Origin of the sequence: Pseudomonas sp. (assembly GCF_040514055.1) — a bacterium.
In the GTDB taxonomy this organism is placed as follows: Bacteria; Pseudomonadota; Gammaproteobacteria; order Pseudomonadales; family Pseudomonadaceae; genus Aquipseudomonas.
The window spans coordinates 38,627-60,750 of the sequence record NZ_JBEVDL010000067.1 but is presented as its reverse complement, the minus strand read 5'-3'; the positions used below and the strand labels follow the sequence as shown (position 1 = coordinate 60,750).

The window sequence follows — 22,124 nt, the reverse complement described above, 5'->3', positions numbered from 1 at the left end:
ATTCCTCAGGGCTGGTAACGCACCCGGCGTTCAAGGCTGCGGCCAATCAGGGCACCACTCTGGTCATGGGCAGTGACCCGCCACAGGTAGTACCGCCCCGCCACCAGCTTGCTGCGCAGCAGGTCCGACAAATTCGTCTGGTTCAGGTGGGCAGGCAACAGCATACCAGCGACGAAACGAGGCGACTGGTCGAGGGCTTCGGTTTCCCCGGCCTGCGGCGATTCACTGGCGAACAGCTGCAGGCGGTACACCACCGCGCCCTCCACCGCGCGCCATTGAAACGGCGTGCGCGCGGTCACCGTACCGCCTTGGGGGTCCGCGCCGATCAAACGCCGCGCATCGGCTTCGGCGCTGCCCAGGACTTCATAAACAGTTTCCACGCTAAGGTCCTCGTTGGGACAACCAAAATCCAGCACCAATTCATCCTCGGCCGGCTGGCCGGCGTTGCCGACACAGAAACGCAGGCGGTACTTGCCGGCCTTGTCGGTGGGCAACGGCGGGCTGACCAGGGTGCTCTGTTGGGCCTGATTGAGAAACTGGCGTACCAGCGTCAGGGTGCGGTAGAAAGGCTGGCCCTCACTGCCGCCAGGTTCGGCGACCTGCCAGCGTCCCTCGAGCAGGCCGTTGCCGCTGTAGCCCAGCAGCACCTGGGCGGTCAGCGAGCTGGCGGGCTGCACCAGGCTGATCCGCTGGCCGTCCTGGAAACTCAGGCTCAAACGCTGCACCTGCAGTTCGCCGCTGCGGTTTTCCCGGGGCGCGCGCAGGCCACTGCTGAGCAGGTTGACCACCATCTGCCCGCGCAGCGGCGTGCCCTCGGCGGCAAACTCGCGCTGCACCAGCACGCGCTGGATGCCGCTGGCCAGCCAGCCCTGCAGCAGGCCGGCGGGCAATTCCAGGCGCTCACTGAACTGCAGCGGCAGCCGCCCGCTGGCGCTGAGTGGCTCGCCCAGGGTGGCGAGTACGACACCGTTGAGCGGGTTGACCAGGCTGGCCTGGCGCGAGCTCACCGTCGCGCTGACGTCGCCGCGGCCGGAGACCTGCCAGGTCAGCGCCAGGCTGTTGTCCTGGGTGGCGAGGAACTGGCGCTGCGGCGGCTGGACCATCACTGCGCGCAACTCGATGCCTGGCACGCTCAACACCACCTGGGCGCGCAAGCGCGGTCCGCCGTCACTGAACTCCCGCTGCAGCACCACCCGGCGCAGGCCACGCGCCTGCAGGTCGCGCAACAAGGCAAGCGGCAGCTCGAGCTGCTCGCTCATTAAAAAGGGTGCGTTACCCTCGGCACTCAACGCGCCGCCCAGGGTCGCCAGCGCCGCGCCGCTGGCCGGGTCCAGCAGCTGGGCCTGGGGCGAATCGACCCGGCCCTGGTAGTCGCCGGTGGCCAGCACCTGCCAGGCGAGCATCAGGCTGTTGTCCTGCTCGGCCTGCAGCTGCCGTTGCGCGGGCTGTACGCTGACCGCACGCAGTTCGGCGCTGGGCAACAACAGGGTCTGCTGGCCGCGCACCCCCGAGCCACCGGCTTGGTCGACGAAGTCGCGCACCAGCAGCAAGCGACGGATGCCGCTGCGCTGCCACTGCTGCACGCTGGCTGCGGGCAACTGGATAAACTCGCCCAACAGGAACGGACCGCTACCGGGCTGGCTGAGGGCGCCGCCCAGGGTGCTCAGCAGCGCGCCGCTGGAGGCATCCAGCACCTGGGCCGACGGTGAGAAAACGCCGCCGCTGTGGCTGCTGGTACTGGTCAGGCGCCAGGTCACTGCCAGGTTGCTGTCTTGCCCACCCTGCAGTTGTTGCTGCGGCGGTTGGGCATTGGCGCTCAGCAGCGCCGCCTCGGCGACCAGCGAGGTCAGCAGGGGCAGCGCCAGGAGCAGGCCCCGCAGGGCCCTTCGGATCAATCGATTCATAGGTCACCTTCCTGCCCATCCGGGTCGCGCCCGGACCGGCGTCACACTCATTGACTGTGGGTATCCCAGCGCAGGTCGAAGCCCAGCAACACTTGCCAGTTCTTCAGTTCCTGGGCATAGAGTTGGCTTTCCTGCTTGGCGTAACTGCCTTTGACGAACCAGTCCAGGCCCGGACGCAGCCCCTCGGGTTGGCTGACGCTCCAGGTCAGCTGCAGCGCGGCGGTCTGCTGCCGTTGGGTGTCGCCGGACAGGCCTTCCTCACCGAACTCGCTGCGGTCACGTCCACGGAAATAGGAGCTGTTGAGCCGCCAGCGGCGCGGCACGATCTGCCAGGCCAGGTCCAGTCCCTGGCCGCTGCTGCCATACAGGTTGTCGGCATCGGTTTCCGCCAGCTGGCTCCATTGCCAGGAGGTGGACAGGCTCAACTGGTCGCTGGGCATATAACCGACTTGCAGCGTGGTGAAGCGGTTGCGCTGATCGGACGGTGGCTGATAGACCAGGAACCCCTGCTGCTCCACCGGACGCGAATGGTCCTGGGTGGTTTGCAGGCTGTGCTGCACCGACCAGTTCCAGCGGTTGTGGAAGAAATTCACCCCCACCAGGCTTTCCCGGCTGTCGTCGTTAAGGTCGAAGCCGACCTGCTGGGCGTCCTCGCGGTCCTGTCGGCGCCGAGTCTCGGTCACCCCCGCATTCAGCGACGGCGTGCCGAGCAGGCGCCAGGGCAACGCCTCGGCGTCAACCATGGGGTAGTAATAGGCGTTCAACGCCCGGCGCTCAACGGTCTGGTCGGCGACTTTGTCGGCATCGTCGAGGTTGTTGGTTTCGCGGGCCAGTTCGGCGTCCAGTTGCAGGCTGCCGAAGTAGCCCTGCCAGTTGAGCCGGTCCAGCTGCAGGTCACCGGGCAGCGCCAGGTAGCCGAGCGAGTAGAAATCCAGGCCGACCTGGCGTCGTTGCAGGGTCAAGCTCCATTGGTCCAGCGGGCCGCTGGGAAACCAGCGCCCCGAGTTGAACTGCAGTTGCAGGTCGTGCGCGTCGTCATTGCGCGGCCCGCTGCCGGTGCCCAAGCCATCGCTGTCGAAGCGCGAGCGCGCGTAATCGGCATGCAGCCACAGGCTGTTGTCGCCCAGCCGGGAATCCATGGCCAGGTTCCAGCTGTCGCCACCATAACGGGTCTGTTCCCCGGTGGACCAGAAGCCCACCCCGCCCTCCTGGGTCTCGCCACTGACATAGGCGCTGCTGAGCTGCAGCAGCTGGGGATCGTCGCGCAGCGGCGTCAGGGTCAGCACGCCACCGCTGCTGCGCTCGGCGGCCTCCCGGGGGTAACCCAGGCGATGCTGGTAGCTGGTCTGCGGCTCGCTTTGCAGGCCGAACACATCGAGCAACAACGGCCCCTGCTCGGGGTCGCCAAGGGTCGCCACCGCCCCCCGGCGCTGGTAGGCACTGAACAGCAGGTCCTCACGGGTGACGTTGTAGGTGCCCAGCGCCATGCCGCGGCGTTGCCAGCCATTGCCCTGGCTGGCCGCCAGGCGATAGTGCGGCAGTTGCCACTCGGCACCGTCCGGATCGATACCGCCAAGGTTGTCGTACAGCGCATCCAGCTCGCCCTGCCATTGCCAGTCGGCGCCGCCGCCCTGGCCGCGGTAGCTGAGCCCACCGTTGCTTGCGTAAGGCGAGCTGCCCGGGTAGCCGTCGGGCAGGCTCTGGTCGAGCCGGTAGCTGTTGCTGAGCAGGGCCTGCAACTGGTGAGTCGCCTGCGGGCTCGACGACGGGGGTATCAGCGGCTGCGTTAGGTCCTCCCGGGTGGCCGCCGCGGCCGCTGGTTCGACCCCGGCGGAGCCTTCGGCCGGCGCCGCCACGCCTGGCACGGCCGCGTCCTCGGCGGCGGCTACCTCGAGCGTCGCATCGAGCAGGGTGGCCACATCACCGTTGCCGTAGAACACCAGCACCAACAAGGGATGCTGGCCGCCGCCCAGGGGGGTGGGCAGGTCCAGTTGCAGCTCGGTCTCGCGGCGACTGATCAGCGCGGTGACGTCGTAACCATCCAGCTCGACCGCCAGGCGATCGCTTTCGCCCAACCCCTCGAGACCCGCCACGCTGAACGCCAACTGACGCTGCTCGGCCGTCAGGCTGAAGGCCTCCTCGGCGCACAGGTTGGCCGCCGCCAACCAGCTGAGCAACAGCAGCGCGCAATGGCTGCGGCGGATTCCCCTGACCTGCTGGATAATGCCCATGACCGCACCCGTCGTTTCGGTTGTCCCCCTGCGCGGCGGGACCCTGGCGGCCCGCTCGGCGACTGTCCTCATGGCCGCCACCCGTTACGGCGCGACGAAGCCCGACGGCAAGCAGTATTGCCACAAATGGCCGACTGCACCGTGATTCGGCACTGATTGGCGTCGAAACATCGCAGTGTCTGCCGTCCGCGGCGGACCACGGCCATAAATGCGGTCCCCGTGAGGACTGGCTGAAACAGCGGTGGGCTGTACCGCTCGGGTCGATGATCCATGATCGCGCTCGCGAAAAGACTGATAACGTCCCTCTGTCGCAAGCACCCTGGGCGGCGGTTCACTTTTTTTCACGGGCGGCGGCACCTGGCAGCTTGCAGTCGGGTGGCCATAAAAAAGCCCGGATCAAGTCCGGGCTTCTGTGCGCTCTATCGGCGCGGCTGACGGCGCATGGGATGGGTCGAGCACAGCGATACCCATGCTGCACAACAGCAGGGCGCGGTGGTCCGGCTGCGGATCGACGCTCCAGGTGGAATGCCCACGACGACACCTCGCATCCCATGAAACTGACCGCGCCGGTGGGCTGGCGCTGTACGGCGCGCCGGGACCACCCTACGGGCTCCCATATGAGCGCGTAGGATGGGTTGAGCGCAGCGATACCCATGCTGCACCCATCCGCTCTTAAGGCAGCGGGCCGCTCGCCCCTGCCGCGCCTGTTCCCTATAGCACGCAGGCTGAGTCGAGCGCAGCGCTAAACAGGCTGCACAACATCAGGGCGCGGTGGGCTGGCGCTGTACAGCGCGCCGAGACCACCCTACGGCTCCCACGCGAGCGCGTAGGATGGGTTGAGCGCAGCGATACCCATGCTGCCCTAGCCGCTCGCCCCTGCCGCGCCTGTTCCCTATAGCACGCAGGCTGAGTCGAGCGCAGCGATACCCATGCTGCACCCATCGGCTCTTACGGCCGCGGCCCACCCGCCCTTGCCGCACCCTTGCCCTACAGCAGGGGCAGCGTGTAGCTGAGGATCAGGCGGTTTTCGTCCTGATCGCGCTGGCTGGCCACCGAGCTGCGCAGCGAAGCGTTGCGCCAGGACAGGCCGAGCCCCTTGAGGTCACCCTCCGGCACCACGTAGCCCAGGGTGAAATCGCGCTCCCACTCGCACTGCTCGCCGGTGGCGGACTCGATCTGGTCACCCTTGAGGTAGACCACGGAGGTGGTCAGGCCGGGCACGCCCAGCTTGGCGAAGTCGTAGGCGTACTGGGCCAACCAGGTGCGCTCGCCGGCACGCTGGAACTTGCCAATCTGGCGGTCGGTGATCAGGTAGGCGGTGGAGCCGTCGCCCTGGTTGAGAAAGGGGAAATCGCTGTCACCGGACAGCTGCTGGTAACCGGCGCTCAGGGCGTGGCCATTGAGGCTGTAGGTCAACAAACCACTCCAGGCCTGGTTGTCGACCTCGCCGCCGTTATTCTGGTAGCCCGAGCTGCGGTAGCCGGCCAAGCGCCCGGCCTGGCTGCCGTTCTTGCCGTCGGAGTCACTGAGAAAATAGCGCAAGTCGGATTTCAGGCTGCCCACCGGCAGCGCCCAGCTATGGGTCAGGCCGAGGAAGTGCTGCTGGTAGAAGTCTTCCAGGTTGCCGAAGTAATACTGGACCAGCAGGTCCTTGGTCAGCTTGTAGTCGGCGCCGGCGAAATAGAATTCGTTGCTGCGCTGCCCGGCCGCCCCGCCGGCACCGGCGATCGAAAGCGACTCGTTGTCGCTGGAATTGCGGCCCTTGGCGTGTTCCAGCTGGCCGGCGACCAGGGTCAGGTCATCGAACTCGTTGGAGGTGATCTGGCCACCTTCGAAGGTCTGCGGCAGCAGGCGACCATCGTTGTAGTTGACCACGGGCAGCTTGGGCAGCAGGGTACCCAGGCGCACTTCAGTCTTGGAGACCTTGACCTTGCCGGTCAGGCCCAGGCTGGCGAAGGCATCCACCGCGTCACCCTGGCCGTCGGTGGGAAACACCAGGCCGCCGCGGTTGCCGCTGCTGGGGTTGTAGTGGGTGCCGCCGCCCGAGTCAAGCCGCAGCCCCAGCAGGCCGATGGCATCGACGCCAAAGCCGAAGGTGCCTTGGGTATAACCGGAGGCGAAGTTGAAGATAAACCCCTGGCCCCACTCTTCCTGGCGGGACGGATCGGCCACGCCGCTGCGGTTGTCCTGGTTGATGTAGAAGTTGCGCAGGGTCAGGCCGGCTTTGCTGTCTTCGACAAAACCGCCGGCCAGGGCCGACTGGGCCAGCAGCAGGCCGATGGCCGCAGCCAGAAGGGTCTTTTTCATAAGGCTCGATTCCTTGGGGGTCGTTTCTAGGACTGCTGCGGGCCGCGGCGCTGCACGCGCGCGGCATGACCACCAGGGCCCTGCAGACCCGCGGCTGTGCCGGCCTCTCGAGGACCGCACGCCAGGGGCGGACCAGCCAATGCAGATACTGCGCCAGCTTGGCAGGCGACTGCTGCGACGCCTGGCGGACACGGATGCGCAGCCTCCCGGCGCACGCCACCGGCGGATTGTCGCCCAGGGCATTGCGGCGCGTGGCGGCCCGCCGCCAAGGGGACGTCAACGCGCAGGTGTAAGGCCCAAGAGAACGCAGAGGAACGCCGCGACCTGCGCGCCGGCCCGGCATCGAGCACTGCACGACAATACGGCCAGGCCGCCAGCGCTGCCGAGCTGCCCGTCTCCAGACAGCAGTGCCTCCGAGCGAACAGCTGGCGCGCAGGTGTCAGCCTCAGCCCGTGGCAGCCCGCCATGCATGCCGGACTGGAAAAGCGGCCTGCCCTGGTGGGATCAGCGATGCAGATGGCGTGGTGCGTGGGGCGCCTTGATCATGCCTGACCGGCCGACGACCCGCCGCTGCGGGTCGCACACGGCTCAGTGGTCGGCGTTGACCGCCTTACCCCAATACGATCTGGTTTTTGCCCTGGCGCTTGGCCTGGTACATGGCGGCGTCCGCACGGGCGAACAGGCTGTCGAGGCTGGCATCGCTGGGCTGCAGGCTGGTCAGGCCCTGACTGACCGTGACACCGAAGGTTTGGCCGCCGACGGTGAAACGCAAGCGCTGCACCTCGCGTTGCAGGCGCTCGGCGATCTGCAGCGCCAGGGCTGGCTCGCAGCCGGGAAAGACCGCGGCGAATTCCTCGCCACCGATGCGCCCGAACAGGTCCTCGCGACGCAACACCCCGCTGCAGCGGGCGATCTGCTGCAGCACCAGGTCGCCGGTCTGGTGGCCGTAGGTGTCGTTGATGACCTTGAAATTGTCGATGTCCAGCAGCAGAAACGCCAACGGGCTGTCGAGCTCGCAGGCGTACTCGAACTCACGCTGGGCACATTCGAAGAAGTGTCGACGGTTGCTGCTCTGGGTCAGCACATCGATGGTCGCCAGCCGCTGCAGCTGCTCCTCCAGCTGTTTTTTATCGGTGATGTCCTCGGCTATACCCACCACGATCTGTGCTTGCCCCGGCTCTTTCGACGGGCTGAGGAAACACTTGTCGCTGAGCCAGCGCAACTGGCCGTCGGCGCGAATGATGCGGTACTCCCGGTCCTCCACCGCGCCCTTTTCAAGCACCTCGGCAAGGCTGAGCGCCGCGTACTCGAGGTCATCAGGATAGATGCTGTTACGCCACTCGGCCGAGTCGGCCAACAGCGCCGCGGCCGAGCGACCGAACACCCGCTCATAGGCCGGGCTGACATAGATGATTTGCTGGGTCTGCCAATCGAATGCCCAGAGCACCGCGTTGAGGCTGGCCAGCAGGATACTCAGCAGCTGCTCGCGCTCGCCCAGGCGGGCGACCTCGGCCTGGGCATGCATCAACGCCAACAGGGTCTCGACCGGTGCGGGCAGCTCCACCAGTTCGGCGGACGGGGACGTTTCGGCTAGGGGATTGTGTGGATCCAATGGCGCCACCTCCGCCGCGAGCATCTGCCCCCTGGGGTCGGGCAGCCGGCACAACAAAGGCCCGCCAGAGAAGGCGGGCCTTGCTGTATCAGAGGTGTAGCGAGCCGCGAAGTTCCGGTCGCAGAGGTGCAGCGATCGACGGTTCAGGCCAGGTTGATGGCGTCAAACCCAGCCATTGGCGGCTCAGGCCAGGGCAGCAGGACGCAAGGAGTAGGTCTTGAGCTGCTCGGCGAAATCCCGCAAGGACTGGATACCGCTGGCCTCGGCCTCATGGATCCAGAGCTTGATCGCCTCGAGCATCTCGTGGCCATTGGCACTGGTCTTGACCCAGATCTGCTGCAGGGCCAGGCGTTTTTCGTAGATCACCTTGAGTGCCTGACTCTGCTCGAGCATCGCCTGGATACTCGCCTGGTGCTGGTCGTTCAGCAGGCTCGGCTCGCGGGACAGCAGCCGCTTGGCCCGGCGAAACAGGTGACGCACCGAGGCATCGGCCTTGCCCAGTTCCTGCTGCACCAACGGCACTATGACCAACTTGCGGTACTGCGCCATGATCTGGAAGCGGTTATTAAGGATGGCCATCGCGGTGTCCATGTCCAGACTGCGTTTGCCGCTGACCCGATGGGCAATGGGCGCGACCCGTTGCACCTTGGCCAGGCCGAAGAAACTGAACAGCTGGATCCAGGCCCAGCCCAGGTCGAATTCCCAGCGCTTGACCGACATCTTGGCCGAGTTGGGGTAGGTGTGATGGTTGTTGTGCAGCTCTTCGCCGCCGATCAGGATGCCCCAGGGCAGCAGGTTGGTGGCGGCGTCGCGGCACTCGAAGTTGCGGTAGCCGACGGCATGGCCCAAGCCGTTGATCACCCCGGCGGCCCAGATCGGGATCCACATCATCTGGATCGCCCAGACGGTGATGCCCAGTACGCCGAACAGCGCCAGGTCGATGGCGCCCATCAGGGCCACACCGCCGACCGGGTAGCGCGAATAGACCCGGCGCTCCAACCAGTCGTCCGGGCAGTTCTTGCCGTAGATACGCAGGGTGTCGGCGTTCTCCGCCTCCTCCCGATACAGCTCGGCACCGCGCCGCAATACTGTGCTCAGGCCCTTGACCACCGGGCTGTGCGGGTCGTCGACGGTTTCGCACTTGGCGTGATGCTTACGGTGAATGGCGGTCCACTCACGGGTATTCATCGCCGTGCTCAGCCACAGCCAGAAGCGGAAAAAATGCTTGACCGCCGGATGCAACTCCAACGCGCGATGGGCCGAATAACGGTGCAGGTAGACCGTGACCCCAACGATCGTCACATGGGTCATCAGCAGGATCGCCACCACCAGCTGCCAGCTCGACAGGTCGAGTAAACCGTTGTACCACATGGACGCTGTCGCCTCTTGAAAGGGAAATCTGGCCTGTCAGACAATTTGCCAGGCAGGCTGCATTATCCCTGAGCGGAGGTAGAAAACCAGTTGTACTTTTAGATAGGACCGCCCCGCTGACAAGGCTAACTATACTGCTCGGGGCTTATCCCCGGCGGGGCCGCCTGGAGCTCTTGTTCGCGCCACCTGCGGGACCGGGCTTGTTCGGATGCCATACGGCAGTGCGCGTCGCGCGTCGGCAATGGTCAAACGCCGCGCCCCGCGATCGGCTCTCGTTTCACAACAAGCTCGGCGCGGCCGTGCGGGTGTGCCAACAGGTTCCAAGGAAGTGCCATGCGGGTGATGATTCTCGAAGACGATCCCTGGATCGCCGACCTGCTCAAGCAGATCGTGCTCAATCTGCGCCCCGCCGCCCAGGTGGCGTGCCTGGACAAGGTTGCCGACGCCCTACTGGATTGGCAACGCCAGGGCGCCGACCTGTTGATTGTCGACTGGAATCTGCCGGACGGTCCCGGTACCCGCCTGCTCGAACAGGTGCGCCAGCAGGATCGCGCCTTGCCGGTGATCATGGTCACCGGTCGCTCCGACCGTAACAGCGTGCTGGAAGTCCGCCCGCTGGGCATCAGCGCCTTTATCAGCAAACCCTTCCAGGTACCGAAGGTACTCGAGTGCCTGGCGCGCCTGTTGCCCGCCGCGGCTGCGGACAGGATGGCGGCGCTGGAACCGGCAGGCAGTTTCACCGACTATCTGGCTGAACGGCCGGCCGGCGCGCTGGACCTGCCGCTGCAAGCGGGAGTGCTGGACAACCTGCAGCCTGATCCGGACCGCGCACCGACGGTGGCGCAACTGCTCGCCCGCTGGCAACGGGATCCGGCCCTGACCGGACGCCTGCTGGCCGCGGCCAACAGCAGCCCGTACAACCAGACGGGCACCCCCTGCCTGAGCCTGGCCGCGGCCCTGCAGGCGATGGGCGCGGCCACCAGCCTGAACCTCGGCCTGGGCCTGGGACTGCGCCCGGTGGCCGAGCTGCGCGAGCCGGACCTGCAACTGCAGGCGCTGGCACAAATGCAGCAGGTCGAGCGGCTTTACCTGCGGGTGGGTGAGCTGGCCAGGCAGTGCCAGCTCGATCCGGCCCCGCTGCAGACCGCGGCACTGCTGCACCGCATGGGCGAGCTGTGCCTGCTGCACCAGGCCCAGGCGTGGCAGGACAGCGGCCAGCCGCTGAGTGCCGAGCAACTCGATCACGCCCTGCAGAGCGCCAGCCACACCCTGGCCAATCGCCTGAAAGTCCAGTGGCGACTGCCACTGCCGCTGCGTGACCTGATCGGCGCCTGTTACGGCTTGCCGAGCAACAATGTCAAACGCGAAACCATTCTGATGCGCATGGCCGCCTGCGAGCTGGACGCCACCCCCGACGCCCAGGATCAGGCGCGCTTGCGGCGTCTGGCCGGCCTGCCTTGAGCGGGGAACTCGCGATGAAACCACCCGCCTCGGCGCCCCAGGCCGACCCGCCGCTCGATACCGCGCCTTCCGCCGGGAGTTCCCGCAGCCCTGCTCAGCCGGATCATCCCGGTCATCCGCCGCTGCCCGCCAACGAGTTGGAACGCCTCACCGCCCTGCGCGGCTATGAGCTGCTCGACAGCCTGCCGGAGGCGATGTTCGACGACATCACCGCCCTGGCGGCGCAAATCTGCGGCACGCCCATCGCGCTGATCTCGCTGATCGACGCCGACCGCCAATGGTTCAAGAGCCGGGTCGGCCTGGATGCGCCCCAGACGCCCCGGGAGCTGGCCTTCTGCGCCCATGCGATCAACGGTGAGGAACTGTTCCAGGTGCCCAACGCCCTGGAGGATCCGCGGTTTCGCGACAACCCGCTGGTCACCGGTGCCCCGGACATCCGTTTTTACGCCGGCATGCCGCTGCAGGACCCGGCCGGGTTTGCCCTCGGGACCCTGTGCGTGATCGACCGGATCCCCCATCGCCTCGACGAAGACCAGCACCGCGCCCTGGCCAGCCTGGGGCGTCAGGTGATGCGTCTGATCGAGCTGCGCCTGAGCGCCCGCGCCCATGCCGAACAGGCGGCGCTGCAACAGGCGATGCTCGACAATGCCGGCAGCGCAGTGCTGATCACCGATACCCAGGGGTTGATCCGGCGCGCCAATCCGGGCATCGAAGCCCTGCTGGGCTACCGCGGCGAAGACTTGCTCGGACGGCCCCTCGGCGAGCTGCTGCAGGCGCCGCTGCGCGCCACCGCGCCAACGGCGCTGAACGCGCCGCACGCGACGCCCTTTGCCCGAATCACCGGCCGCGCCAGTCAGGGCCTGCGCGAGCTAAGTGAATGGCTCTGCCTGGGCCTCGATGGTCGCCGCGTCCCGGTGCTGCTGAGCCTGTCGCAGATTCGCCAGGCGCCCGACCAGGTGCTGGGTTACCTGGTCCTGGTCCATGACCTGAGTGACCGCGAACAGGCGCAGCAACGCCTGCAACGGCTGGCCGCCGAACTGCCCGGCGTGGTCTACCAGTACCTGTTGCGGGCCGACGGCAGCGCCTGCTTTCTTTATGCCAGCCAAGGCCTGCAAAGCATCTATGGCCTCGACCCGGCCGAGGTCACCGAGGATGCCGGCGCGGTGTTCACGCGCCACTGGCCTGACGACCAGCAGCGGGTCCAGGCAGCCATCGAGGAGTCGGCTCGACAACTGTCGACCTGGCACCAGGAATACCGCGTTCGCCATCCGCAGCGAGGCCTGATCTGGGTCGAAGGCCGCGCCAGCCCCGAGCGCCTGCCTAACGGCGACGTGCTCTGGCATGGCTTTATCAGCGACATCAGCGCACGCAAGCGCCTGGAAGGCCTGAAAGACGAATTCCTCTCCACCGTCAGCCACGAATTGCGCACCCCGCTGACTGCCATCACCGGCTCGCTGGGCCTGGTCAATGGCGGCGCCCTGGGTGAGGTCCCCCTGGCCATGCGCCAAATGCTGGGCATTGCCCAGGATAACTGCCAGCACCTGGGCAATCTGATCAACGACCTGCTGGACATGGAGAAACTGGCCGCCGGCAAGCTCGCCTTCGCCTTCGAGGAGCAGCCCTTGGCGCCGCTGGTCGAACAGGCGCTGCAACACAACCAGCCCTACGCCAGCCAGCATCAGGTCAGCCTGCAACTGGATGGCCCGGCGCCGTCGGTGCAGGTGCGGGTCGACCGCCAGCGACTGGCCCAGGTGCTGGCCAACCTGCTGTCCAACGCCGCCAAGTTTTCCCCGCCGCAACACCCGGTGCGCGTGCGGCTGCAAACGCAGGGCGATCAGGTCCGCGTCAGCGTACGAGACCAGGGGCCGGGCGTGCCCCAGGCTTTTCGCGAACAGATTTTCAGCAAATTCTCCCAGGCCGACAGTAGCGACGCCCGACGCAAGGGCGGTACCGGCCTCGGCCTGGCGATCAGCAAGGAGCTGGTCGAGCGCATGGGCGGCCGCATCGGCTTCGACTCCGTCGAAGGACAGGGCGCCACCTTCTGGTTCGAATTGCCGATCCGCGACACGGCAGGCCAGGCGTGAGTGCCGCTCCACACAGGGTCCTGGCCGCGGCGACGGAAAGCCTCGCGCCGGCGCGGCGCCATCCCTTGGCCTGGGGCGTGCTGCTGGTCAGTCTGTGCGCCGTGCTGCTGGCCTGGAACAACCTGCGCCTGAGCCAGGCCGACGCGGCGAACCAGCAATTCCAGCTGATGACCGAGGACGTGCTGCAGGCGATTCGCGAGCGCATGCTCGATCACGAACGGATCCTGCTCGGCGGGGCCGGGTTGTTCGATGCCAGCCGCACGGTGTCCCGCGAGGAATGGCATACCTATATCACCCGCCTGAACCTCGCCAGCGGCTATCCCGGCATCCAGGGCGTGGGCTTCGCCCAGGTGCTGCAGGCCGAGCAGCGCGCCGCACTGGAGGCCGCGGTGCGCGCCGAGGGGTTCACTGGCTTTAACCTGCACCCGGACGGCCAACGCGAACTGTACAGCGCGGTGCTGTACCTGGAGCCGTCCAGCGGGCGCAACCTGTCGAGTTTCGGTTTCGACATGCTCTCCGAAGCCAACCGGCGCGAGGCCATGCTGGCGGCGGCGCGCAACAACCAGGCCCAGCTCAGCGGCAAGGTGGTGCTGGTGCAGGAAACACACGGCACGGTGCAACCGGGCCTGCTGATGTATGTGCCGGTCTACGCCCCTGACCGCCCACAAACCACCGCCGATGAACGCCTGCAGGCGTTGCGCGGCTTTGTCTACAGCCCCTACCGCATGTACGACCTGATGGCCGGCATTCTCGGCGCCAGCCCCTTGCTGCTGGATTTCGACCTGTATGCCGGGATCCAGGCCAACCCCGAGCGCCTGCTGTACAGCAGTCGTGCCGCGGGTACCGCGTCCGGGGTGGCGGATGCCCAACGCCAACTTGAATTCTATGGGCAGACCTGGACCCTGAACTTCCAGATGAAACCCGGCTTCGCCGCGCGTTTTCGTCAGGGCCAGGCCGCCCTGCTGATCCTGGGCGGCTGCATCAGCCTGCTGTTGTTTTTCCTGGTCGACGGCCTCAGCCGTCGCCGGGCCCAGGCCCTGGCCCTGGCCGCAGGCATGACCGATCAGCTGCGCGAGCAGGGCCAGGCCCTGGAGGAAAGCGAGGAACGCCTGGCCCTGGCGCTCAAGGGCAGCAACGACGGCTGGTGGGATTTCGACTTGCGTGCCCGGCGTTTTTTTATCTCGCCACGGGGCTGGCAGATCCTCGGCCAGCCGGAGGAAGGGCCTGCCGGCGGCCTGCGAGGCTGGGAGCAACTGCTCCATCCCGATGACCTGCAACCGGCGCGCCGGGCCATCGGCCGGGCGCTGCGCCGCGGCGAGACCTTTCTCAGCATCGAGTGCCGGATGCCGCACCGCGACGGCCAGGCTGTGCCGATCCTGCTGCGCGGCTATATTCAGCACGACGAGCAGGGACAGCCGGTGCGCGTCAGCGGCACGGCCATGGACCTGACCGAACGCAAACGCATCGAGCAGATGAAAAGCGAGTTCGTCTCAACCGTCAGTCACGAACTGCGCACGCCCCTGACCTCCATCGCCGGCGCCCTGGGTTTGATTCGCGGCGGTGCACTGGGCGAGGTCCCCGTCGCGATCGGGCCGATGCTCGAGATCGCCCACCAGAACAGCCTGCGCCTGAGTCACCTGATCAACGACCTGCTGGACATGGACAAACTGGTCGCCGGCAAGATGGAGTTCGACCTGCAGCCCCATCACCTGGCCGCCCTGCTCGACGACAGCCTGGCCAGCAACCAGGCCTATGCCGAGTTGCATGGCGTACGGCTGTGGCGTGGCAGCTGCCCGAACCTTTCGGTGCGCACCGATGCCCTGCGCCTGCAGCAGGTGCTGGCCAATTTCCTGTCCAATGCCATCAAGTTTTCACCCGCCGGGGGCCTGGTCGAACTCTGCGCAGCCGAGCGCGGCCAGCGGGTACGCCTCAGTGTCCGCGACCAGGGCCCGGGTATCGCGACGGCCTTTCACGGGCGCATCTTCCAGAAATTTTCCCAGGCCGACGCCAGCGACAGCCGGCAGAAAGGCGGCACCGGGCTGGGACTGGCGATCAGCAAGGAACTGGTCGAACGCATGGGCGGACAGATCGGTTTCGACTCGCTCGAAGGCCAGGGCAGCACCTTCTGGTGCGAGCTGCCGATCCTGGAACCCTCACGGGTCCCGGACGCCCGGCCCTGGGTGCTGGTGATCGAAGACGACGCGAGCACCGCGCAGTTGCTCGAGGGACTGCTGCTGCACGCCGGTTACCAAGTCCGCAGTGCGGCCAGCCTGGCCCAGGCGCGCGCCCTGCTGCGGGCGCAGCCCTTCGCCGCCCTGACCCTGGACCTGCGCCTGCCGGACGGCAACGGCCTGCAACTGCTGCGCGAATTGCGCGAGCAGCCCTCGACCCAGGCGTTGCCCGTGCTGGTGATCTCGGCAAGTGGCGCCCAGGGGCGTCTGAGCCTCAATGGCAGCGTGCAGGCCGTCGACTGGCTGGACAAACCCATCGACCCGCAACGCCTGCTCAACAGCCTGTCCCAGGCCCTGGGCGGGCTACCGGACAAACCCAGGGTATTGCATGTGGAGGACGACGCGGACCTGCGCCGGGTGATCGCCGAACAGGGCCGGGGGCTGGCGGACTTCGTCAGCGCCGGCAGCCTCGCCCAGGCGCGCCAGCAGCTGCGTCATGCCCACTTCGACCTGGTGTTGCTGGACCTTGGCCTGCCCGATGGCAATGGCCTGGAGCTGCTCGACGAGCTGCAGCGCGATCACCCCGAACTGCCCGTGGTGCTACTCAGTGCCCATGACCTGCCCAGCGACCGCCTGGGCCAGGTCGAGGCGGTGCTGGCAAAATCGCGCACCGACGCCACACTGTTCCTGGCCTTGCTCGGCCGACTGCTCACGGCCAGGGAGAACCGCCATGCATGAACTCAGACGCATTCTGCACGTGGAAGACGATCACTCGATCCAGGCGGTGGCCAAAGTCGCCCTCGAGGCGGTCGGCGGCTTTCAGGTGCTCAGTTGCTCCTCCGGCCAGGAGGCTCTCGACCGGGTCCTGGGCTTTGCCCCCGACTTTATCTTACTGGATGTGATGATGCCCGGCATGGATGGCCCCCAGACCCTGAGCAAACTGGCCGGCCTGGTGGACATCAGCCAGGTCCCGGTGGCCTTTATGACTGCCAAGGTACAACCTGCGGAAATCGCCCACTACCGTGGCCTGGGCGCGCGCGACGTGATCCTCAAACCCTTCGACCCCATGCAACTGGCCGCCCAGGTCCGGCAAATCTGGAGTCGGGCCCATGAATGACCCCGGCGCGTCGAACCCGCCCCTGGAGGAGTACCTGCAGCAGCTCGGCCAGCAGTTCGCCGAACGCCTGCAGCAGGAGCTGCCGGCGCTGGCCGAGCAGGCCCGACAGCTGCTGGCGGTCGAGTCCGAAGCGCAGCGCCAGGCCGCCCTGCTGGCGCTGCGCGATCAGTTGCACAAACTGGCCGGCTCCGCCGGGACCTTCGGTTTCGGCGGTCTGGGCGAACGGGCCCGCGCACTGGAGCAGCAGGCCGATCAGTGGCTGCAGCAGACCCAGCAGCAGCGGCAGGTGCTTGAGGCCTTCAGCCTGCAGGTCGCCGAACTGCAGCAGCAGCTGGAGCCCACCGCGCCGGCGCCACCGCTGCCCAGCCCGCCAAGCGCAGTCCCGCGCGGCGAGCCACAGCCGCGCTGCATCTACATCCTGGAAAGCCTGGGCGCGGACGGTGAAAGCGTCCGCCAGACCCTCAGCACCTTCGGCTATCAGGCCGAACACTACAGCGGCATCGCCGAGCTCGACGCCGCCCTGCAGCGGCACGTGCCGGACGCGCTGATCGTCGACAGCGAACTACCCGACGAGACGCAGAGTGGCTTGCAATATGCCAAGGCCTTGCAACAGCGCCTGGACGCCCCCCTGCCGCTGCTGGTCATCAGCGCCCAGGATGATTTCGCCACCCACCTGGAAGCGGTGCGGGCCGGCGCCATCGGCCTGTTCAGCAAACCACTGGACCTGCCCAAGCTGGAAAACTGCCTGGACCGCTGCTTTGTCCAGCAACAGGGCGAACCCTACCGGGTATTGATCATCGACGACGACCGCGACCTGGCCAGTCGTTACAGCCTGGTGCTGCGCGGCGCCAACATGCAGGTGCAGATGCTGCACACCCCGGCCGAGTTGTTCAGCCACCTGCGCGAATTCAACCCCGAGGTGGTGTTGCTGGACGTCAATATGCCGGACTGCAGCGGGCCCGAGCTGGCGCAGATCATCCGGTTCTACGACGACTGGTTGCGCGTGCCGATCATCTACCTGTCCGCGGAAACCGACATCGCCCGACAGATGAATGCCATGCTCAAAGCCGGCGATGACTTCGTCACCAAACCGATTTCCGACAATAGCCTGGTTGCCACTGTCTTCGCCCGGGCCCAGCGCGCCCGCCTGCTGAGCATGGCCCTGGCGCGCGACAGCCTCACCGGCTTGCTGAAACACGCCGATATCAAGGAGCAGGTGGCCATCGAGCTGGAGCGCGCCTTGCGCAATGAGACCCGCGCCAGCGTGGCGATGCTGGACATCGATCATTTCAAGCAGGTCAACGATCGCCATGGACACGCCGCGGGCGACAACGTCATCCGCGCCCTGGCCAACCTGTTGCGCCAGCGCCTGCGTCGGGTCGACAGCCTGGGTCGTTACGGCGGAGAGGAGTTTCTCGCGGTGCTGCCGGATTGTCCGGCGGATCAGGCGCAGCGCATTCTCGATGAAATTCGCGAACGCTTTGCCGCCCTGCAGTTCGTCGCCGCGGGCCAGACGTTTCAGGTGACCTTCAGCGCCGGCTTTGTCCTGACCGACAGCCAGAGCAGCGCCAGCGAGTTGCTGGAGCGCGCCGACCGCGCCCTGTACGGCGCCAAGCATGGCGGCCGCAACCAGGTGCGTCAGGCCGACTGAGACGCGCCCGCACGGACCGGCGTTGCACCGGTCCCGCGTGCGACCTTTCAGAGTTTGGCGATCGACACCTCCGTGGATTTGACGAAGGCGATCACTTCCGAGCCGACGCCCAGCTCGAGCTCGCGCACCGAACGGGTGGTGATCACCGAGGTGACGATGCCCGAGGCGGTCTGCACGTCGATTTCCGACAACACGTCGCCTTCGACGATTTCCTTGATGGTGCCCTTGAACTGGTTACGTACGTTGATGGCTTTGATGGTCATGGTGATGCTCCTGATGGGTAGGGATCTTGCAGGTCTTGCGGTATTCGAGCCGGGCGCCAGGGGCGCTCCAGACCGGTAAAAAAGGGCCGCTGATGGCCAAACCGGAGCGCCTCACAGCGCCCACTGCAATTGCGTGGCGCGGGGCGCGACGGGCACCTCGACGGGCAGTGGCGGCTGCGCCAGCACCCGGCTCAGCACCTGGGCCTCCAACGCCGCCAGGGCCGCCGAGCCCCGGGCATGGGGCCGCGGCAGGTCGACGGCGAGGTCCAGGCCGACCCGGCCATCCTCGATCAGGATCACCCGATCGGCCATGGCCAGCGCTTCGCTGACATCGTGGGTAACCAGCAGCACGGTAAAGCCCTGCTGCAGCCAGAGCTGCTCGATCAGCTGTTGCATTTCGATGCGGGTCAGCGCGTCCAGGGCGCCGAGCGGCTCGTCGAGCAACAGCAGGCGGGGCCGGTGGATCAAGGCCCGGGCCAGCGCCACCCGTTGTTTCTGCCCGCCGGACAGCGCCGCGGGCCACTCCAGGGCGCGGTCGGCCAGGCCGACCGCGGCCAGCGCTTGCCGCGCCCGCGGTTGCCAATCGCCGTCCAGGCCCAGCCCGACGTTCTCCAGCAAGGTTTTCCACGGCAGCAGGCGGGCCTCCTGGAACATCAGGCGAATGTCGTCGCGCACCGCCGCCAGGTCGCCCTGGTCGGCCTGCAACACGCCCTGGGTGGGGGCATCCAGGCCGGCCAACAACCGCAGCAGGGTGCTCTTGCCACAGCCGCTGCGACCGACCACGGCGACGAACTGGCCGGGTTCGATCCGCAGGTCGAGGTGGCGCAGGACCTGGCGTTCGCCAAAGGCCCGGCTGACCTGGTGGATGCCCAGCTCGAGCCCCTGGGCGCGGGCCGGCAGCTGATGAATTGCGTTCATGGGGTCGCTCCCTGGGGCTGATGCGCCGGATGCCAACGCAGCCACAGGCGCTCCAGGCCCCGCGCGGCCAAGTCGGCCAGTTTGCCCAACACGGCGTAGAGCAGGATGGCCAGGACCACCACGTCGGTCTGCAGGAATTCGCGGGCGTTCATCGCCAGGTAACCGATGCCGGCATCGGCAGAAATGGTTTCCGCGACGATCAGGGTCAGCCACATAAAACCCAGGGCAAAACGCACCCCCACCAGAATCGCCGGCAGCGCCCCCGGCAATATCACCTGGCGGAACAGGGCAACGCCGGAGAGGCCGTAACTGCGCGCCATCTCCACCAACGCCGGGTCGACGTTGCGAATGCCGTGGTAGGTGTTGAGGTAGATGGGAAATAGCGTGCCGAGGGCAACCAGGAAGATCTTTGCCGCCTCGTCGATACCGAACCAGAGGATCACCAGGGGAATCAGCGCCAGGTGCGGCACGTTGCGGATCATCTGCACCGAGCTGTCCAGCAGGCGTTCGCCCCAGGTCGACAAGCCGGTGACAAAGCCCAGCAACAGGCCGAGGCCCCCGCCTATGGCAAAACCGATGGCCGCGCGCCAGCCGCTGATCCCCAGGTGCCGCCAGAGTTCGCCGCTCTCGATCAGGCTCACCGCCGCCGCCAGCACCGCGCCGGGCGCCGGCAGGATGCGCGTGGACAACCAGCCGCTGCTGCTCGCCAGCTGCCAGACCGCCAGCAGCAGCAGCGGCAGCAACCAGGGCGCCAGGCGCAGGCCGATGGCCCGAAGGGGCGCGCGGGCGAGGGAGGCGGCCATCTCAGTGACGCTCCGCGGTCTTGGGCAGCAGGTCGCTGGCCATCATTTCACCGAAGGGGCTGATATAGCTGGCCCCCTGGGGTGCGGCGGGCCGCGCCACGTCCAGGTGCGGAAACAACAGCTCGGCGACCCGGTAGGATTCCTCCAGGTGCGGGTAGCCGGAGAGGATAAAGGTGTCGATACCCAGGGCCGCGTATTCCTCGATCCGCGCCGCCACCGTCGGGCCGTCGCCGACCAGCGCGGTGCCTGCGCCGCCGCGCACCAGGCCGACCCCGGCCCAGAGGTTGGGGCTGACTTCCAGGCGATCGCGGTTACCGCCGTGCAGCGCGCTCATGCGCTGTTGGCCGACCGAGTCGAAACGGGCCAGGGAAGCCTGGGCGCGGGCGATGGTGGCATCGTCCAGGTGGGCGATCAGCCGCTCGGCGGCCTGCCAGGCCTCGGCCGTGGTTTCCCGCACGATCACGTGCAGGCGAATGCCGAAGCGCAGGGTGCGCCCGCGGGCGGCGGCCTTTTCCCGCAACTGGGCGATTTTTTCCGCCACCGCGGCAGGGGGTTCGCCCCAGGTCAATGCCAGCTCCACCTGTTCGGCGGCGAGGTCCTGGGCGGCCTCGGAAGAGCCGCCGAAATACAGCGCCGGACGCGGCTGTTGCACCGGCGGGTAGAGCAGCTTGGCGCCCTTGACCTGGATATGCTGGCCCTCGAAGTCGACGGTTTCGCCTTCCAGCACCCGCCGCCAGATATGGGTGAACTCGACGCTCGCCTGGTAACGCTCCTCATGGCTGAGAAACAGGCCATCGCCGGCCAGTTCGTCAGGGTCGCCACCGGTGACCAGGTTGAACAGCGCCCGGCCATTGGACAGCCGATCCAGGGTGGCCGCCTGGCGCGCCGCCACGGTCGGCGAGACGATGCCCGGGCGCAACGCGACGAGGAACTTCAGTCGCTGGGTGACCGGGATCAGGGACGCCGCCACCAGCCAGGAGTCCTCGCAGGAACGGCCGGTGGGGATCAGCACGCCACCGAAGCCCAGGCGATCGGCCGCCTGGGCGATCTGCTGCAGGTAGCCGTGGTCGACCGCCCGCGCGCCCTCGGTGGTGCCCAGGTAATGGCCATCGCCGTGGGTCGGCAGGAACCAGAAGATATTCAGTGCCATGCAATGGTCTCCTTGCGTAGGCGTAAGGGGCAAAATCAGGGCGCCAGGGCGACCTTGGCCGGCGGCGTCCAGACCACGTCGCGAATGCTCAGGGGTTTGGGGATCAACTTGAGTTGGCTGAAGGTGTCGGCGATGCGCTGCTGGGCGGCGACCACCGGCTCGTCGATCCAGCGCGCGCCATAACCCTGGCGCTGCACGGCGATGCGGGTGATGTCGGCGGACAGCCCGAGCAAGGGCGCGACCTGGGCGGTGGCTTCCTCAGGGCTGCGCTGGGTCCATTCACCGACGGTGCGAATTTCCTCGACCAGGGCACCGATCACCTCCGGGTGGCGCTCGGCGAACGGCCGGGCCGCCAGGTAGAACTGATGGTTGCTCACCAGGCCCTGGCCATCGCGCAGGGTGCGCGCCTGCAGCTGCTGCTCGGCGGCGGCCTGGAAGGGGTCCCAGATGACCCAGGCGTCGACGCTGCCGCGCTCGAAGGCGGCCCGAGCATCGGCCGGCGGCAGGTAGACCGGGGTGATGTCGCCGATCGACAGGCCCGCTTCTTCCAGCGCCCGCACCAGCAGGTAATGCACGTTGGAGCCTTTGTTCAGGGCGATTTTCTTGCCCTTGAGCTGCGCCACCGTGGTGATGGACGAGTCCTTGGGCAACAGGATCGCCTCGCTCAGCGGCGCCGGCGGTTCATGGGCGACATACAGCAGGTCGGCACCGGCCGCCTGGGCGAAGATCGGCGGGGCCTCACCGGTGGTGCCGAAATCGATGGAGCCCAGGTTCAGCCCTTCCAGCAGCTGCGGGCCACCGGGGAACTCGGTCCACTTGACGTCGATGCCCTGGCTGGCCAGGCGCTTCTCCAGCGTGCCGCGGGCTTTGAGCAGCACCAGGGTGCCGTATTTCTGATAACCGATTCGCAGGGTCTCGGCCTGAACGTTGCTGTTGACGCCGACCGCCAGGGCCGAGATAAACAGGGCGACCAGGCTTCGACGCAGAGTGACAGGGCGCATGGCGCTCTCCTTTGTCGTCTTGGGGTGGTGGCGCCTGCTGCTCCGTTGACGGCTCAGTAAGGCTGTTTTTAGTGTTTCGC

16 protein-coding genes are annotated in these 22,124 nt (G+C 67.1%); 6 read left to right on the top strand and 10 right to left on the bottom strand.

The window, feature by feature from the left end; genetic code table 11:
- Positions 1-5 precede the first annotated feature (5 nt).
- Both ABWY06_RS17635 and ABWY06_RS17630 read right to left on the bottom strand, forming a co-directional pair.
- Positions 6-1,904 carry a hypothetical protein gene (locus ABWY06_RS17635; RefSeq protein ID WP_353926877.1) on the bottom strand — a complete coding sequence of 633 codons (1,899 nt, stop codon included), beginning with the start codon at positions 1,902-1,904 and terminating at the stop codon, positions 6-8.
- A 47-nt stretch (positions 1,905-1,951) separates the two neighbouring features.
- Complete coding sequence (locus ABWY06_RS17630) at positions 1,952-4,135, bottom strand: hypothetical protein (protein WP_353926876.1); 2,184 nt, start codon at positions 4,133-4,135, stop codon at positions 1,952-1,954.
- On the opposite strand from ABWY06_RS17630, the gene ABWY06_RS17625 reads away from it, so the two are divergent.
- Positions 4,134-4,280, top strand: a complete 147-nt coding sequence (locus tag ABWY06_RS17625; RefSeq protein WP_353926875.1) for a hypothetical protein — start codon at positions 4,134-4,136, stop codon at positions 4,278-4,280. The genes ABWY06_RS17630 and ABWY06_RS17625 overlap by 2 nt on opposite strands.
- 842 nt (positions 4,281-5,122) lie before the next feature.
- On the opposite strand, the gene ABWY06_RS17620 is transcribed toward ABWY06_RS17625, so the two are convergent.
- From ABWY06_RS17620 to desA, 3 genes are all read right to left on the bottom strand, one after another.
- The gene (locus tag ABWY06_RS17620) at positions 5,123-6,442 is read right to left on the bottom strand and encodes an OprD family porin (protein WP_353926874.1); all 1,320 of its coding nucleotides are present in this window, start codon (positions 6,440-6,442) and stop codon (positions 5,123-5,125) included.
- Between the two features lie 610 nt (positions 6,443-7,052).
- Positions 7,053-7,967, bottom strand: a complete 915-nt coding sequence (locus tag ABWY06_RS17615; RefSeq protein ID WP_502948221.1) for a GGDEF domain-containing protein — start codon at positions 7,965-7,967, stop codon at positions 7,053-7,055.
- A gap of 270 nt (positions 7,968-8,237) precedes the next feature.
- On the bottom strand, positions 8,238-9,425 hold the full coding sequence (desA, locus tag ABWY06_RS17610; RefSeq protein ID WP_353926873.1) for a delta-9 fatty acid desaturase DesA: 1,188 nt from the start codon (positions 9,423-9,425) through the stop codon (positions 8,238-8,240).
- A gap of 333 nt (positions 9,426-9,758) precedes the next feature.
- On the opposite strand from desA, the gene ABWY06_RS17605 reads away from it, so the two are divergent.
- The 5 genes from ABWY06_RS17605 to ABWY06_RS17585 are packed head-to-tail and all read left to right on the top strand — an operon-like array spanning position 9,759 to position 17,909.
- Complete coding sequence (locus ABWY06_RS17605; protein WP_353926872.1) at positions 9,759-10,886, top strand: response regulator; 1,128 nt, start codon at positions 9,759-9,761, stop codon at positions 10,884-10,886.
- Positions 10,887-10,900: 14 nt separating this feature from the next.
- Positions 10,901-12,970, top strand: coding sequence for an ATP-binding protein (locus ABWY06_RS17600; protein WP_353926871.1), 2,070 nt, complete (start codon positions 10,901-10,903; stop codon positions 12,968-12,970).
- Positions 12,967-15,879: a CHASE domain-containing protein gene (locus ABWY06_RS17595; RefSeq protein WP_353926870.1), complete on the top strand. Its 2,913-nt coding sequence runs from the start codon at positions 12,967-12,969 to the stop codon at positions 15,877-15,879. Before ABWY06_RS17600 ends, ABWY06_RS17595 begins: the two co-directional genes overlap by 4 nt.
- Positions 15,872-16,258 (top strand): response regulator, encoded by a 387-nt coding sequence (locus tag ABWY06_RS17590; RefSeq protein ID WP_353926869.1) that lies wholly within the window; start codon positions 15,872-15,874, stop codon positions 16,256-16,258. The genes ABWY06_RS17595 and ABWY06_RS17590 overlap by 8 nt, the downstream gene beginning before the upstream one ends.
- Positions 16,251-17,909, top strand: coding sequence for a diguanylate cyclase domain-containing protein (locus ABWY06_RS17585; RefSeq protein ID WP_353926868.1), 1,659 nt, complete (start codon positions 16,251-16,253; stop codon positions 17,907-17,909). The genes ABWY06_RS17590 and ABWY06_RS17585 overlap by 8 nt, the downstream gene beginning before the upstream one ends.
- A gap of 47 nt (positions 17,910-17,956) precedes the next feature.
- Here the strand turns inward: ABWY06_RS17585 and ABWY06_RS17580 are convergent, their stop codons facing one another.
- The 5 genes from ABWY06_RS17580 to ABWY06_RS17560 form a co-directional block, all read right to left on the bottom strand.
- Entirely contained in the window at positions 17,957-18,172 is a 216-nt protein-coding gene (locus ABWY06_RS17580; protein ID WP_353926867.1) for a TOBE domain-containing protein, read from the bottom strand.
- Positions 18,173-18,283: 111 nt separating this feature from the next.
- The gene (gene ssuB / locus ABWY06_RS17575; protein WP_353926866.1) at positions 18,284-19,090 is read right to left on the bottom strand and encodes an aliphatic sulfonates ABC transporter ATP-binding protein; all 807 of its coding nucleotides are present in this window, start codon (positions 19,088-19,090) and stop codon (positions 18,284-18,286) included.
- Positions 19,087-19,893: an aliphatic sulfonate ABC transporter permease SsuC gene (gene ssuC, locus ABWY06_RS17570; RefSeq protein ID WP_353926865.1), complete on the bottom strand. Its 807-nt coding sequence runs from the start codon at positions 19,891-19,893 to the stop codon at positions 19,087-19,089. Before ssuC ends, ssuB begins: the two co-directional genes overlap by 4 nt.
- Position 19,894: 1 nt before the next feature.
- On the bottom strand, positions 19,895-21,043 hold the full coding sequence (gene ssuD / locus ABWY06_RS17565; RefSeq protein WP_353926864.1) for an FMNH2-dependent alkanesulfonate monooxygenase: 1,149 nt from the start codon (positions 21,041-21,043) through the stop codon (positions 19,895-19,897).
- A 35-nt stretch (positions 21,044-21,078) separates the two neighbouring features.
- Positions 21,079-22,044 carry a sulfonate ABC transporter substrate-binding protein gene (locus ABWY06_RS17560; protein ID WP_353926863.1) on the bottom strand — a complete coding sequence of 322 codons (966 nt, stop codon included), beginning with the start codon at positions 22,042-22,044 and terminating at the stop codon, positions 21,079-21,081.
- Positions 22,045-22,124: the final 80 nt, after the last annotated feature.

Bases quoted from the DNA above. Each gene is read 5' to 3' on its own strand.
- desA (WP_353926873.1), bottom strand. From the start codon at position 9,425: ATGTGGTACAACGGTTTACTCGACCTGTCGAGCTGGCAGCTGGTGGTG.
- ABWY06_RS17585 (WP_353926868.1), top strand. From the start codon at position 16,251: ATGAATGACCCCGGCGCGTCGAACCCGCCCCTGGAGGAGTACCTGCAG.
- ssuB (WP_353926866.1), bottom strand. From the start codon at position 19,090: ATGAACGCAATTCATCAGCTGCCGGCCCGCGCCCAGGGGCTCGAGCTG.
- ABWY06_RS17600 (WP_353926871.1), top strand. From the start codon at position 10,901: ATGAAACCACCCGCCTCGGCGCCCCAGGCCGACCCGCCGCTCGATACC.
- ABWY06_RS17630 (WP_353926876.1), bottom strand. From the start codon at position 4,135: ATGGGCATTATCCAGCAGGTCAGGGGAATCCGCCGCAGCCATTGCGCG.
- ssuC (WP_353926865.1), bottom strand. From the start codon at position 19,893: ATGGCCGCCTCCCTCGCCCGCGCGCCCCTTCGGGCCATCGGCCTGCGC.
- ssuD (WP_353926864.1), bottom strand. From the start codon at position 21,043: ATGGCACTGAATATCTTCTGGTTCCTGCCGACCCACGGCGATGGCCAT.
- ABWY06_RS17635 (WP_353926877.1), bottom strand. From the start codon at position 1,904: ATGAATCGATTGATCCGAAGGGCCCTGCGGGGCCTGCTCCTGGCGCTG.
- ABWY06_RS17615 (WP_502948221.1), bottom strand. From the start codon at position 7,967: ATGCATGCCCAGGCCGAGGTCGCCCGCCTGGGCGAGCGCGAGCAGCTG.
- ABWY06_RS17560 (WP_353926863.1), bottom strand. From the start codon at position 22,044: ATGCGCCCTGTCACTCTGCGTCGAAGCCTGGTCGCCCTGTTTATCTCG.
- ABWY06_RS17625 (WP_353926875.1), top strand. From the start codon at position 4,134: ATGACCGCACCCGTCGTTTCGGTTGTCCCCCTGCGCGGCGGGACCCTG.
- ABWY06_RS17580 (WP_353926867.1), bottom strand. From the start codon at position 18,172: ATGACCATCAAAGCCATCAACGTACGTAACCAGTTCAAGGGCACCATC.
- ABWY06_RS17590 (WP_353926869.1), top strand. From the start codon at position 15,872: ATGCATGAACTCAGACGCATTCTGCACGTGGAAGACGATCACTCGATC.
- ABWY06_RS17605 (WP_353926872.1), top strand. From the start codon at position 9,759: ATGCGGGTGATGATTCTCGAAGACGATCCCTGGATCGCCGACCTGCTC.
- ABWY06_RS17620 (WP_353926874.1), bottom strand. From the start codon at position 6,442: ATGAAAAAGACCCTTCTGGCTGCGGCCATCGGCCTGCTGCTGGCCCAG.